A 13,128-nucleotide genomic window follows, 5' to 3' on the forward strand; every position below is an offset into this window, starting at 1 on the left:
CAGCACTCATCTCGAGTTGTCTGTGGCGGGGTGGAGAAAATGGCTGCACGATCCGTCATTGCGCTTGTGTCCGTCGCCGAGGTGGTGGCGGGCGATCTCGCCGACCATCTCGAGCGGCGCGGGCACGATGTGCGCCAGGCGCGCCAGCCCTGGGAGGCGGAGACGCTGCTTTCGGCCGGCGGCATCGATGTGGTGGTGGTCGGCGACGACGTCACCCAAGCCGAGAGCCGCGAACTGCTTAAGCGGTACAGCAGCCAGGGAGGGGGCGGCGAAGGCGGCCCCGATTTCATCCTGATCTGCCGGCCGCGCGATCTCGTCGACAAGGTGCTGGCGCTCGAGCTCGGCGCGGCGGATGTGGTCGAAAGCCCGCTCAATGTGCGCGAGCTTGCCGCGCGCATCGGCGGCCTGCTTATGAGGCGCGGCAGGGCCCCCGGGGAACTGATCGTGCTGGAGAACGCCACCGTCGACCTGCGATCGGCCATGGTCATGCATCGCTCGGGGGCGGAGGATCAGCTTTCCCCGGGGCAGGTGGCATTGCTGAAGCTGTTCCTGGCGAGCCCGCGCAAGGTGCTGACGCGCGACGACATCATTGCCGCGGCCCCGGCTGAGAATGCGGACGCCTTCGACCGTTCGATCGATTCGCGCATCGTGCGGCTGCGTCGCAAGCTCGACACCGATACCATCACCACCATTAGGGGCGCGGGCTATCGTTTCGATCCGCCGTCGCCGCGCAATGAATGAATTCGAGTGGGCGAGGCTTCCACGCATCGGATTCCCCAAAGCGGTGGTCATTTCGGGTCCGGCGCCTGGCGGTCAGCGCACCACGATGATCGAGGGGCCAGATAAAATGTCGGCGCCGGCAGCAGTCTCTGCGTGGGCGCGCTCCTTGAGCAGCACCGTCGCCAGCGCGGCAAAGCCGAGCAAGCCTTGAGCATAGAGCAGTGCCGAAAGCACCGAGGCAGCAAATTTCGTCTTCATGATCTATCCCCAATCTCGATATCGTAGGTGCTTCAGGAAACTCCCGAAGCGCCCGCGCCGCTGACGGAGCCCCCCGCTGCGGCGCGGGCCTTCGGTCCTCTCGGCAGCAAGTAGCCGGAGGGGCCGCGCGTCCTCATCAGCCGGAGGCCGACCCGCCAGAGGGCCTTCAGCCGGTGGACGCGCAGGCTGGAGACAATCCAGACCGTGGCGATGAACAGAGCCATGTGCAGTGTCGAAACCTCGCCGGACGTCATTGCCGCCAGCGCCGTCACCGGGCTGCCGGCCATCGAGCCGGCGCCGCCGAGCGCGATTGCCGCGACGGCGATCCTGAGAAGCCAGGAGCGGAGTTTCGATTTCCTGCCCATTTTCGTTTGCAGATGTCTGTTCCCGTTGCGTCAAATCTGCCGTCGGCCTGTATCCAGATCATGCCGCCGTTGCTGCACTTTGTTGCAGGTTGGTTTCGAAGGTGGGCGTAAATGTTTCATATACAAATGAAATGAACTTTCGTTTCCGATCCAGGCTCATTGCGTAGCGTCGACCCTCCCGCATCCCGGAAGCCGTCCGATGTAACGGCTGGTCGGAGCCTTTGTTAACTTATGGAAACGAATTCGAAACAGAAACGAGCATTAAGCGAAATAGCTCGGAAACGGACGAGCACGATAAGAGCCCATCGAAATTGAAGCCGGACACAACGGCAAAAAACAGAGGGACCGTCATGCACACCGCCATTTCCGCCAAGCTCATCAACATCACCGCCGCCGCGCTCACCGGTGCCGCGCTGCTCTTCGGCGCCGGGAATGCCCACGCCAACCAGATCGTCGCCAAGGTCTCGCTGTCGCAACAGATCATGGAAGTCACGGTCGACGGCCGCCCGACCTACACGTGGAAGGTGTCGACCGGCGCCAGGGGGCACATCACGCCGACCGGCTCGTTCAAGCCGACGCGCATGCATGAGATGTGGTATTCGAAGAAATACGACAACGCGCCGATGCCGCATTCGGTGTTCTTCAGCGGCGGCTATGCGGTGCATGCCACTTACGCCGTCAACCGCCTCGGTCATCCGGCCTCGCATGGCTGCGTGCGGCTGCACCCCGATGCCGCGGCCGATTTCTACCAGCTGGTCGAGGCCTTCGGCCCCGGCAACACCAGCATCGTGATCGGCAAGTAACAGGCTGGATCGAGTAGCAGGCAGGTGCCGCCTTCAGCGATTTAAGCCGAAGCCGTGAGGCAGCCGCCAAAAAAGAGGCCGGAAATTCCGGCCTCTTTTGTTTTTCGGTTCGCCGCCTTCTCAGCTCGGCAGCGCCGGCATCAGCTTCGGATCAGGCTTCTCGGCGAGATGCGGCAGGTCCCTGCTGGCGATGAAGGTGTAGAACATCGGCACGACGAAGAGTGTGAACATGGTGCCGACCAGGATGCCGGTGAAGATGACGAGGCCCATCGAATAGCGTGCGGCCGCGCCCGCGCCGCTGGAGATGATCAGCGGCACGACGCCCAGCGCCATGGCCGCCGTCGTCATCAGGATCGGCCGCAGGCGCACCTTGGCCGAAGCGATGATGGCATCGCGGCGGCGCATACCGTGGATCTCGCGCTGCTGGTTGGCGAACTCCACCAGCAGAATGCCATGCTTGGTGATCAGTCCGATCAGCGTGATCAGGCCGACCTGGGTATAGATGTTGAGCGTTCCCAGGCCGATGTTGAGCGGCACGATCGCGCCGAAGATCGACAGCGGCACGGCCATCATGATGATCAGCGGGTCGCGGAAGCTCTCGAACTGGGCCGCCAGCACCAGATAGATCACGACCACCGCCGCGGCGAAGGCGATCAGGATGGTGTTGCCCTGTTCCTTCTCTTGCCGCGACTGGCCGGAATAGTCGACGAAGAAGGTGTCGGGCAGGGTCTCCTTGGCAAGGTTCTCCAGCACCTGCAACCCGTCGCCGGTGGTCACGCCAGGCAGGGGCAAGGCCGAGATCGTCGAGGAGTTCAGCTGGTTGAACTGCTCGATGGCCGCCGGGGAGGCATTGGTCGAGATCTTCACGACCGCCGATAGCGGCACCATCTTGCCGTCGACGCTGCGAACGAAATATTCGCCGAGCTTCTCGGGGTTGTCGCGGAATTCCTGCGGCACCTGCGGGATGATGTCGTAGCTGTTGGAGTCGCGGTCGAACTGCGCCACCTCGGCGCCGCCGACCAGCAGCGTCAACGTATTGCCGATATCGGCGATCGGCAGGTTCAATGCCGCCGCGCGCTCGCGGTCGATGGTGACGGTCACCTGCGGCGCATCGTAGGCCATCGAGTTCTGGACGACGATGAAGCGGCCGGAAGCCTGCGCCTTGTTCTTGATCTTCTCCGCCTGGTCGAAGACCTCGGAAGGATCGCCGATCGAGCGAACCACCATGGAGATGGGCAGACCGCCGCCGGAGCCGGGCAACGTCGGCGGCGCGAAGACGAAGGCCTGAACGCCGGCGACCTTGGCGAGCCGTGCGGTGATGTCGGCCTGCAGTTCCTTCGAACTGCGCTTGCGGTCGGCCCAGTCCTTGAAGGCGAAGCCGACGAAAGCACCGTTGGTCGCGCCGCCGAAGGCGACGGCCGAAAACTGCGCCCTGGTCTCCGGGATATCCCTCACCAGGCCGAGCATCTGGTTGACGTAGGTCTCCGTGTAGTCCGACGTCGCGTAGCGCGGCGCGGTCACGATCGAGAGCAGGAAGCCCTGATCTTCCTCCGGCGCAAGCTCGGTCGAGGTCTTGGTGAACATGAAGCCGGTAAGCGCAACAAGCGCCACGACGATGATCAACGTCACCGGCCGGTTTCTCAAGGAGGCGGTGACCGCGCGCTCGTAGACATGCTCGACGCGGCCGAAGATGCCATCGACGATGCGCTGGAAGCGGCCATGCGCGCCGGCCTTCAGCAGGCGCGCCGACATCATAGGCGTGATGGTCACCGCGATCAGGCCGGACAGCACCACGGAGCCGGCAAGCGTGACCGCGAATTCGCGGAACAGCGCGCCCGTCAGACCGCCGGTGAAGGCAAGCGGCGCAAACACCGCGGCCAGCGTGATGGTCATGGCGACGATGGCCGAGAAGATCTCGCGCATGCCGTTGAAGGCCGCCTGCATCGGCGACATGTGGTCCTCTTCCATGTGGCGGTGGATGTTCTCCACCACCACGATGGCATCGTCGACGACGAGGCCGATGGCCAACACCATGGCCAGCAGCGACAGAAGATTGATCGAGTAGCCGACCGCAAACAGAATGAAGCAGACGCCGATCAGGGACAGTGGGATGGTCACAATCGGCATCATCACCGAGCGGAACGAGCCGAGGAACAGAAGGATGACCACCACGACGATGGCGACGGCCTCGCCGATGGTCTTGAACACCTCCTCGATCGAGGCGCTGATCTGGCCGGTAGCGTCGTAGACGACCTCGATCGTCATGCCTTTCGGCAGCGTTTCCTGAATCACCGGCACGAGCTTGGTGACCGCGGCCGCGGTCGTCAGCGGGTTAGCCGCAGGCGTCGGGAAGATGGCAAGGAAAGTGCCGGGCTTGCCGTTGAAGCTCACCCTGGTGTCGGTGTTCTCCGCGCCGAGCTCGACACGCGCGACATCGCGCAGGCGCACAACCTCGCCGTTCGTCGAGCGGATCGGCAGCTGGGCGAAGGCCTCCGGCGTCTGCAGGGTCGAATGCACGGTGATCGAGGAGACCACATACTCGTTCTGGGTGTTCCCGGGCGCCGACAGGAAGTTCGAGTTGTTGATAGCGGTGAGCACGTCCACGGCCGTGGCGCCGCGCGCGGCGAGGCGGATCGGGTCGATCCAGATGCGCATGGAATATTCCTGGGCGCCGAAGACCTGGACATTGGCGACACCTTCCACCGTCGAAATGCGTGGACGAATGACGCGCTCGATATATTCGGTGAGCTGCTCCTTCGTCATGTTCGGATTCTGCATCGAGATGTACATCATCGCGAACTGCTGGCCGGTGCCCTTGACGATCACCGGGTCCTTGGACGCTTCCGGCAAGGTGCCGCGCACGCCCTGGACCTTCGACAACACCTCGGTGAGCGCGACGTCCGGATTGGAGCCGAGCTTCATCTGCACCGTCACCGTGCTAGACGACGGACGGCTGGATGAGGTGACGTAGTCGATGTTTTCGGTCGAAGCGACGGCGCGTGCGATCGGGGCCGAGATGAAGCCCTGGATCAGATCGGCGCTGGCGCCCGGATAGGCCGTGGTTATCGTGATCGCCGTCTCGTCGACCTTGGGGTACTGGCGGATCGACAGGTTGAAGATGCCCTGGAATCCCAGAAGCAGGATCATGCAGGCAAGCACCGTCGAAAGGACGGGCCGGCGAATGAAGAGGTCGGAAAAGTTCATTGCTGAACCTCTTTGTTCGCCGATTTGCTGGGATCGATGGTGTTGTCGACGGCAACCGACATGCCGTTGAAGAGCCGGTTCTGCCCGGCCGTGACGACCTGGTCGCCATCCTTGAGGCCCTCGGTGATCTCGACCATGCCGTTGTTGCGGCGGCCGAGCTTCACAAACACCTGCGAGATGACGAGCGTGGGCTGTTGCGCGGCCTCGGCCGGTTTGGCGTCAGCCGCCTTCGTCGCGTTGTCAGCGGGCTTGGTCGCGTCGGTGGCGGGTTTGGAAGCATCGGCCTGCGGCTTGGCGGCGTCGGCGGCCGGCTTGTCGGTGGCGGCCTTCTGATCGTCCGGCTTTGCCGGCGTAGCAGCGGCACCCTCCGCCGGTTTTGCCGGCACGACCACGAAAACATAATCGCCGTAGAGGCTCGTCGTCACCGCTGTCTGGGGCACGGAGATGACATTGTTTTCCTGCGGCAGCTCGACACGGATCTGGACGAACTGGCCAGGCGTCAGCTTGCCTTCCGGATTGGCGACCTCGCCGCGGATCGAGACCAGCCGGCTCGCCGGATCGATCTTGGGGTCGATGCCGCGGATGGAGCCGGCAAAGGACATGTCGGCGAGACTGCTGCCGAGCTTGACGGCCTGGCCGATCTTGAGCAGCGGAAGCTGCTGTTCGGGGATGGTGAAGTCGACCCGCATCGTGTCCAGATCCTGGATCGTCACCACCGAGTTGCCGGGGGCAAGATATTGGCCGATATCGATCTTCGGGATACCGACCGTGCCGCCGAAGGGCGCGGACAATTGCTTCTGATCGAGCACGGCCTGCAGCTTGTTCACCTGCGCGGCCGAGGCATCCGCGGCAGCACGCGCGGCGTCGAGCGTCGCGTCGGTACCGACACCGCGCCGCTGCAATTCGATCGCGCGGGTCAGCGCCGCCTGGTCCGAGGCGGCCTGCGCCTTCTGCGCCACCAGATCGGCCTTCTCGACCGCGTCGTCCAGCTGCAGGAGCACAGCGTCGGTGGCGACCTTCTGGTTGGCGTGGAAGAGGATGTTCTTGACGATGCCGCTCGTTTCGACGGTAAGGTCGACGCCGCGCACGGCATTGACGGTACCGATCGCCTCGACGCCAGGCGTCCATTCCGAAGGCTTGACGATCACAGTCGAGACCGTGGCGGCCGGCGGCTTCATGGTGGCGAAATACTGCTTGATGCCGGCATCGCGCATGAAGTTGAAACCAACGATGCCGACGCAGACCACAGCGAGCAGAATCAGGAACACGGCGATGGTGATAAAGCGCTTCACGGACAGTCCCCTCGAGCCGGCAACCGGCAAAACAATCGATGCCGGGACACATATCGACGACAGGTCCCGTTTTCAAACGGCGCGCTTTACTGTACCGGCTGGACGGTCTTGTCAATTCCGACTACGCTAATGTAAGGGGGGCGCGATGAGACCACGCAAGGCAAACTCACGCGAGAAGATACTTGCCGCAGCCGCCGACGTGGCGCGCGAGGCAGGCCCGGGAAGCCTGTCGCTCGAGGCGGTCGCCAGCCGCGCCGGGGTGTCGAAGGGCGGCCTGCTTTACAACTTCCCGACCAAGGCCAAGCTGATGCAGGGGCTTGTCGAAAGCTATCTCCGCGACTTCCAGAAGGCGCTGGAAGCGCGCGCCGCCGGGGCCAGGCACGAAAGCGTTCTCTCGGCCTATATCAAACTGTCGGCCGACGACTGCGAGCGTCCGAAACCCCCGGCCTCCTGGATGTTCTCGGCGATCGCCGAAGATCCCGATTTCCTGACGCCGATAAAAGCCTTCAAGCACCAGCTGCTCGAACGGTTGAAGGAAGAGACCAGCGATCTCGGCTCGCTGCTGGTCTGCTTCCTCGCCATCGAGGGGATGCGCAGCATGAACCTTTTCGATTCCGATGTGCTTTCCGAAGACGAGCACAAGCTTCTGGTGGCCTCGCTCCTGAAGATAGCCGGATAGGTCGCCAGCCGGCCAAGGCGTCACACCAGCTTCATCCTAGGGACATAGCGTCCTTCCCGGTTCTTTGCTGCGATGCAAATGGAGTGGGACAATGGTGGACGTAGTTTCAAGTGGGGCGGGGATCCCGAGACCGGATCATCCCCTAGAACAATCGGGCGGCGCCAAATGGTTCCTGCCGGCTTTCGGCGTGCTGGTGCTGGTCGGCATCATCTATGTCGGCTACGCGCTGAGCCAGGATTTGGCGATTGCCAAGACGGTTCCCTGGATTCTGCTCGGCATAGCCCTTCTGATTGCGCTGGGCTTCGAGTTCGTCAATGGCTTCCATGATACCGCCAACGCGGTCGCCACCGTCATCTATACGCGGTCGCTACCGGCCGAATTCGCGGTCATGTGGTCCGGCGTCTTCAACTTCCTCGGCGTCCTGACCTCGAGCGGGGCGGTGGCGTTCGGCATCCTGTCGCTGCTGCCGGTCGAGCTCATCCTGCAGGTCGGCTCGTCCTCGGGCTTTGCCATGGTGTTCGCCCTTCTGGTCGCTGCCATCCTGTGGAACCTGGGCACGTGGTTCCTCGGCCTGCCGGCTTCGAGCTCGCACACGATGGTCGGTTCGATCATCGGCGTCGGCCTCGCCAACCAGTTCATGGCCCCGGCCGGAAGCGCCACCAGCGGCGTCGATTGGGGCCAGGCGACCAATGTCGGCACCACCTTGCTGGTCTCGCCGATCATCGGCTTCTTCGCCGCTGCCGTGTTGCTCTATGCGATGAAGCTCCTGGTGCGTAATCCCGCCCTCTACGAAGCACCGAAGGGCAAAACGCCGCCGCCATGGTGGATCCGCGCGCTGCTGATCTTCACCTGCACGGGCGTCAGCTTCGCGCATGGCTCCAATGACGGCCAGAAGGGCATGGGCCTGATCATGCTGATCCTGATCGGCGTGGTGCCGACCGCCTATGCGCTCAACCGCACGCCCGACATCAACTATCTCGACGCCTATAAGTCGGCGTCCGTCGCCGTCGAGCAGGCGCTGGGCAAATACGTCAAGCCGGGCGTCACCGTCGCGGATGCCAATGCTGCAAAGGCTGCCGTGCAGGAAGCCGTGCGTAGCAAGTCGTGGAGCGATCAGACGACGCTCGCGCTGCAGAGCTACATCCACAACACGACCGCCGGGTTGCAGCCTTACGCCTCGGTCGACAATGTTCCGACCGACCTGGTCAGCAACGCGCGCAACGACATCTATCTGATCGGCGAGGCGCTGAAGCTGATCGACAAAAAGAAGCTGCTGCCGATGCAGGACGCCGACCTGAAGGCGGTCACCGACTACCACAAGGCGGTCGACAACGCGACGAAGTTCATCCCGCTGTGGGTGAAGATCGCCGTGGCGCTGGCGCTCGGGCTCGGCACCATGGTCGGCTGGAAGCGTATCGTCGTCACCGTCGGCGAGAAGATCGGCAAGAGCCACCTTACCTATGGCCAGGGCGCCGCCGCCGAGCTGGTCGCGATGATCACCATCGGCATGGCCGACCGTCTCGGCCTGCCGGTGTCGACCACCCATGTGCTGTCCTCCGGCGTCGCCGGCACGATGGCGGCCAACGGCTCTGGCCTGCAGTGGTCGACCGTGCGCAACCTTCTGCTGGCCTGGGTGCTCACGCTGCCCTGCTCGATCGCGCTTGCCTTCTTGCTGTTCGTGATCTTCCGCCACGTTTTCTGAGTGGCAAGACACTCAAGGAAACGGCGCGGCTCGCGGCGCCGTTTCCGTCCACGCCAGCGCGGCCTCAGCCCTGCTGCGGCGGCGCAACTGGCGCAGCGACAACATGTGCAACAGAATCGAGCTTGGCACCACGAAAGCAGGGGTCAGCACACCCGGATAGGCGCCGGCGCCGATGCTCTGCACATCCGGAACGATCAGTTGCGCCGGACCGGGCGAGGTGATCACGCCCATGGTAACCGCGACCGCGAAATCGGCGAGGCCGATGATGTTCCAGAGAGTTGCTGCTCTTCGGCCCCCCACTGTGCCGGTCGCCACCGCCAACGCCGCGGGCAAGGCGAGCAGCCCGGTCAGCACATCGCCGATGCCTGCGGGCACCGCGAACGCGCCTGGCAGGCCACCATGCAGCCAGGCCGTGAGAGCCCAACCGCCGAATATGCGGTAGAGCTGAAGCGCGACCAGCCAACTAGCCGGCATCGCATCGAGCACCTGGCCGATCCGCTTCGATAACAACAGCGGCGGCGCGCCTATGATCACCGGCAGGAAGATCGCCGAGGGTAATATCGGTAAAGACAAGGCGTCCGTGTGGAAGGCACCATTGATCGCGGCGCTCCAGGCGATGGCGAGCCACAGCGCATCCGGGATCATGACCGCCAGCAAGGTCACCCGGCGTTGGTCCGGGGTCAGAGTCGTCTGTTCGAGACCGAGCCACAATCCCAGCGCGATAAGCCCGTGGGCCGCGAGCTGGTGGGCCGTGGTCGGAACGCCGCTGGCCTGGATCGCCGGGAAGGCAAAGATCAGCAGCAGCCAAAGCCCCGTGAGCGGCGCAAGCCAAAGCAGGCCGCGCCACGCGTCACCAGACGGAACGATAGCAGGGGGAAGAGCTTCGGTGGTCACCGGCGATACTCCGTTGAGCTCAGCGCTTTTGCGCTGCTGTCCGGATGTACGCCTGCTTTACGCGAGCGGCTATTCGCGACAATGTTGACAGGCTATGAAGAACGACTTCACAGTCGGCGAGCGTTTCCAAGCGCGCCGCATCGCAACTTCCGCGGCCTTTCCTGCCCCGCCTGTGCTGGATGCAAGGATCAGGTCGGGTCTTCGCGGTGCAGGTCGTGGATGGTGACGCCTTCGGCATTGTCGGGCAGCATCAGCCATTTCTTGTGGCGTAGCGTCCGCTCGGTGTCTTCCAGGCCCATCTCCCAGTGCTCGCGCATCGAGGTGCCGGAGAACTCATAGTCCTTGGCGTGGCCTTCATAGCCTTTGTGCTGGTAAATCAGGTGGACGATGTTGACCACGCCGGCGTCGGAATAGTCGGCTATCAGCTCTTTCTCGCCGTCCTTGAGCTGCTCCGGCGGCACGCGCTTCAGCGCGTCGAGCAGTTTCATTTTCAGCGCATGGATGCGCTCGAAATTGTCGGTGTTCTGACGCGTGCGGCTGGAATACATGATGTCCTTGTGCCGCGACAGGACATCGGCCATGCCGCGCGGCAGCACGCCGCGCGCGCTGAACAGGTCGACTTGGAACACCAGCGAGGAGCGATCCTCCTCCTGGTCGAGCAGATATTGCAGCGGCGTGTTGGAGACGATGCCGCCGTCCCAATAATATTCGCCCTCGATGCGGATCGAGGGGAAGGCCGGCGGCAGCGCGCCGCTCGCCATGATGTGCTCCGGCCCGATGCGCACCTTGTCGGTGTCGAAATAGACGAAGTTGCCGGTCCTGACATTGACCGCGCCGACGCTCAAGCGCTTTCTGCCGTCGTTCAGCACGTTGAAGTCGATCAGGCTCTCCAGCGTGTCCTTGAGCTCGGCGGTGTCGTAGAAGCTGGTTGCACCTTCGGCGCCCGAGAGCTGGAACCAGGGGTTGGGGCTGCGCGGCTTGAAGAAGCCGGGCTGGCCCATGGTCATTGTCATCAACGACGAGGTCTGGTTGCGGATATCGCGATAGATGTCGCCTTCGGGCGTATAGGCCCAGATCTTGCGGCCCGAGACCGTCTGCCAGAACTGTTCCAGCCGCTGCAGGCGGCGGCTCGGTTCGTTGCCGGCGATGATCGAGGCGTTGATGGCGCCGATCGAGACGCCGGACAGCCAAGTCGGCTCGCAGCCGGCATCGGCAAGCGCCTGATAGACGCCGGCCTGATAGGCGCCGAGCGCGCCGCCACCCTGGAAGACCAGGGCGACGCGGTCATATTGCGCGGTGATTTCAGCGATGGTGGCGGCGGCCGCCTTGTTGCGGGTACGCTCAAGCACCAGCTTTCTCCAGCTTGTTCGCGACGGCAGCCGATCGGCCGCGGTCCGCGAGATAATCATGCACGACTTCGCCGAGGCCGAGCGTCAGATCGGCCTTGAAGTGCACGGCCGAAACGATGTCGAGCACCGGCAGCCTGGCCACATCGGCCATGACATGCGGGCGCAGGTCGAGCGCGGCGGGCGCCGTCCAGGCTTCCTTCAGCGTGATGTCGGTGAGGTAATAGCGGACCAACTCGCAAATGCGCGGGCTGCCGTCGACATGCGGGATGATCTTGATCAGAAAATTGGGCGCGGCGAGCGAAGCGAGCACCTGGTCGTGATCGGCTTCGCGGTGCTTGTAGCCCATGGTGCCGGTGGCGCACAGCACGCTGCCATAATGCAGCGTGCCGACCACCACCTCGCCCTCATGCACGATCTTGGGGCTGGCGAGCTTCTTGGGAAAACCCCAGAGCTCGCGCCCGCCAGCGATCGGCGCGTCGTCGTCGAGATACATGGAATGCACATAGCCGCCATGCTGGCCCTTGTAGCGCACCGGGATGACCTGGCCGGTCTCGGTGTAATCGCCGAAGCCGGTCGAGTCCGGCATGCGGATGAACTCGTATTTGACCAGCGGCTCGTCGATCTCGAGCGGCGCCGGCACCACCGCTTCCAGCGCCTCGCGCGTCGTGCGGTAGGTGATGATGATGTATTCGCGATCGAAGAAACGATAGGGGCCGGGCGGGAAGGACGGGTTGGTGAGCGGCATCGCATAGGCGCGCTTCACGACATCGGCGATTTCCATACTGTTCACCCGTCGGTTCAGGAAATGATACGCGCGAAAGGCGCAGGAGGGGTATGTTGCACGGCACCATGACAGTGCCATGTCATGGTCTTCGAGCGCCAGCTCCAGGGCTCTCACACCGCATCACAACATTGTAATCGCAACGACATCTGACCATGGCATTGTCATGCTGCGGCGCACAAACTATGTGCCTTAGATTCCTTCCCTCCTGTCGCGAGATCTCCCATGGGTTCCCTGTCTTCGAAGAACGCGCTCGTCACCGGCTCGACCAGCGGCATCGGCCTTGCAATCGCCCGCGCCTTCGCCGCGGAGGGCGCCAACATCACCATCAACGGCCTGGGCGATGCCGCGGCGATCGAGCAGGAGCGGGCCGGCATCGAGAAGGATTTCGGCGTCAAGTGCCGTTACTCGGACGCCAACATGATGGATGGTGCCGCCGTCACCGCCATGATCCACGAGGCCGAGGAGGCGTTCGGCAGCCTTGACATCCTGGTCAACAATGCCGGTATCCAGCATGTCGCGCCGATCGAGGAATTTCCCGACGACAAGTGGGAGGCCATCATCCGCATCAACCTCCTGGCCGCCTTCTACGCCATCAAGGCGGCGGTGCCGGGCATGAAGCAGCGTAAGTGGGGCCGCATCATCAACACGGCTTCCGCGCATGCGCTGGTCGCATCGCCGTTCAAGTCGGCCTATGTCTCGGCCAAGCACGGCATTGCCGGCCTGACCAAGACGGTGGCGCTGGAAGTGGCGCAAGACCGAATCACGGTGAATGCGATCGCGCCCGGTTATGTGTGGACGCCGCTGGTCGAAAAGCAGATCCCCGATACGATGAAGGCGCGTGGGATGACCGAGGAGCAGGTCAAGCACGACGTGCTGCTGGCGGCGCAGCCGACCAAGGAATTCGTCACCGTTGAGGAGCTTGCCGCGCTTGCGCTGTTCCTTTGCACCGACGCGGCCAAGCAGATCACCGGCACCACCCTGCCGATGGATGGCGGCTGGACGGCACAGTAGTCCCAACGGCTTTTTTGCAGAGCAAGGCGGGGCGAAGGTTCCGACTTTCTCGACAATTGGATTCTTG

At 63.5% G+C, this 13,128-nt stretch carries 12 protein-coding genes; 5 read left to right on the forward strand and 7 right to left on the reverse strand.

Features of this window, described 5'->3' with window-relative positions:
* Positions 1 to 39: 39 nt before the first annotated feature.
* Positions 40 to 741, forward strand: a complete 702-nt coding sequence (locus CK230_RS09005; protein ID WP_095816810.1) for a response regulator transcription factor — start codon at positions 40 to 42, stop codon at positions 739 to 741.
* 72 nt (positions 742 to 813) lie between these two features.
* Here the strand turns inward: CK230_RS09005 and CK230_RS09010 are convergent, their stop codons facing one another.
* Complete coding sequence (locus tag CK230_RS09010) at positions 814 to 978, reverse strand: hypothetical protein (protein WP_095816811.1); 165 nt, start codon at positions 976 to 978, stop codon at positions 814 to 816.
* A gap of 32 nt (positions 979 to 1,010) precedes the next feature.
* Positions 1,011 to 1,343, reverse strand: coding sequence for a hypothetical protein (locus CK230_RS09015; RefSeq protein ID WP_095816812.1), 333 nt, complete (start codon positions 1,341 to 1,343; stop codon positions 1,011 to 1,013).
* A gap of 350 nt (positions 1,344 to 1,693) precedes the next feature.
* On the opposite strand from CK230_RS09015, the gene CK230_RS09020 reads away from it, so the two are divergent.
* Positions 1,694 to 2,146, forward strand: coding sequence for a L,D-transpeptidase (locus CK230_RS09020; protein WP_095816813.1), 453 nt, complete (start codon positions 1,694 to 1,696; stop codon positions 2,144 to 2,146).
* Between the two features lie 120 nt (positions 2,147 to 2,266).
* Here CK230_RS09020 and CK230_RS09025 read toward each other — a convergent pair whose 3' ends face one another.
* Complete coding sequence (locus tag CK230_RS09025) at positions 2,267 to 5,350, reverse strand: efflux RND transporter permease subunit (RefSeq protein WP_095816814.1); 3,084 nt, start codon at positions 5,348 to 5,350, stop codon at positions 2,267 to 2,269.
* Complete coding sequence (locus CK230_RS09030; RefSeq protein WP_245429865.1) at positions 5,347 to 6,642, reverse strand: efflux RND transporter periplasmic adaptor subunit; 1,296 nt, start codon at positions 6,640 to 6,642, stop codon at positions 5,347 to 5,349. Before CK230_RS09030 ends, CK230_RS09025 begins: the two co-directional genes overlap by 4 nt.
* 145 nt (positions 6,643 to 6,787) lie before the next feature.
* On the opposite strand from CK230_RS09030, the gene CK230_RS09035 reads away from it, so the two are divergent.
* Together CK230_RS09035 and CK230_RS09040 are read left to right on the forward strand one after the other, a co-directional pair.
* Entirely contained in the window at positions 6,788 to 7,321 is a 534-nt protein-coding gene (locus CK230_RS09035) for a TetR/AcrR family transcriptional regulator (RefSeq protein WP_095816815.1), read from the forward strand.
* Positions 7,322 to 7,412: 91 nt separating this feature from the next.
* Entirely contained in the window at positions 7,413 to 9,023 is a 1,611-nt protein-coding gene (locus tag CK230_RS09040) for an inorganic phosphate transporter (protein ID WP_095816816.1), read from the forward strand.
* A gap of 12 nt (positions 9,024 to 9,035) precedes the next feature.
* Here CK230_RS09040 and CK230_RS09045 read toward each other — a convergent pair whose 3' ends face one another.
* From CK230_RS09045 to CK230_RS09055, 3 genes are all read right to left on the reverse strand, one after another.
* A complete protein-coding gene (locus CK230_RS09045; protein ID WP_095816817.1) occupies positions 9,036 to 9,917 on the reverse strand; it encodes an MFS transporter in 882 nt (293 codons plus the stop codon).
* Between the two features lie 188 nt (positions 9,918 to 10,105).
* Positions 10,106 to 11,266, reverse strand: a complete 1,161-nt coding sequence (locus CK230_RS09050) for a patatin-like phospholipase family protein (RefSeq protein ID WP_095816818.1) — start codon at positions 11,264 to 11,266, stop codon at positions 10,106 to 10,108.
* Positions 11,259 to 12,047: an acetoacetate decarboxylase gene (locus CK230_RS09055; RefSeq protein ID WP_095816819.1), complete on the reverse strand. Its 789-nt coding sequence runs from the start codon at positions 12,045 to 12,047 to the stop codon at positions 11,259 to 11,261. Before CK230_RS09055 ends, CK230_RS09050 begins: the two co-directional genes overlap by 8 nt.
* A gap of 225 nt (positions 12,048 to 12,272) precedes the next feature.
* On the opposite strand from CK230_RS09055, the gene CK230_RS09060 reads away from it, so the two are divergent.
* A complete protein-coding gene (locus tag CK230_RS09060; RefSeq protein ID WP_095816820.1) occupies positions 12,273 to 13,061 on the forward strand; it encodes a 3-hydroxybutyrate dehydrogenase in 789 nt (262 codons plus the stop codon).
* Positions 13,062 to 13,128: the final 67 nt, after the last annotated feature.

It is taken from the genome of Mesorhizobium sp. WSM3859, assembly GCF_002295065.1.
GTDB lineage: Bacteria > Pseudomonadota > Alphaproteobacteria > Rhizobiales > Rhizobiaceae > Mesorhizobium.

What these genes read in the sequence shown, in the direction of transcription:
- CK230_RS09055 (WP_095816819.1), bottom strand. Translation starts at nt 12,047, where the DNA reads ATGGAAATCGCCGATGTCGTGAAGCGCGCCTATGCGATGCCGCTCACC.
- CK230_RS09015 (WP_095816812.1), bottom strand. Translation starts at nt 1,343, where the DNA reads ATGGGCAGGAAATCGAAACTCCGCTCCTGGCTTCTCAGGATCGCCGTC.
- CK230_RS09005 (WP_095816810.1), top strand. Translation starts at nt 40, where the DNA reads ATGGCTGCACGATCCGTCATTGCGCTTGTGTCCGTCGCCGAGGTGGTG.
- CK230_RS09040 (WP_095816816.1), top strand. Translation starts at nt 7,413, where the DNA reads ATGGTGGACGTAGTTTCAAGTGGGGCGGGGATCCCGAGACCGGATCAT.
- CK230_RS09010 (WP_095816811.1), bottom strand. Translation starts at nt 978, where the DNA reads ATGAAGACGAAATTTGCTGCCTCGGTGCTTTCGGCACTGCTCTATGCT.
- CK230_RS09020 (WP_095816813.1), top strand. Translation starts at nt 1,694, where the DNA reads ATGCACACCGCCATTTCCGCCAAGCTCATCAACATCACCGCCGCCGCG.
- CK230_RS09060 (WP_095816820.1), top strand. Translation starts at nt 12,273, where the DNA reads ATGGGTTCCCTGTCTTCGAAGAACGCGCTCGTCACCGGCTCGACCAGC.
- CK230_RS09035 (WP_095816815.1), top strand. Translation starts at nt 6,788, where the DNA reads ATGAGACCACGCAAGGCAAACTCACGCGAGAAGATACTTGCCGCAGCC.
- CK230_RS09025 (WP_095816814.1), bottom strand. Translation starts at nt 5,350, where the DNA reads ATGAACTTTTCCGACCTCTTCATTCGCCGGCCCGTCCTTTCGACGGTG.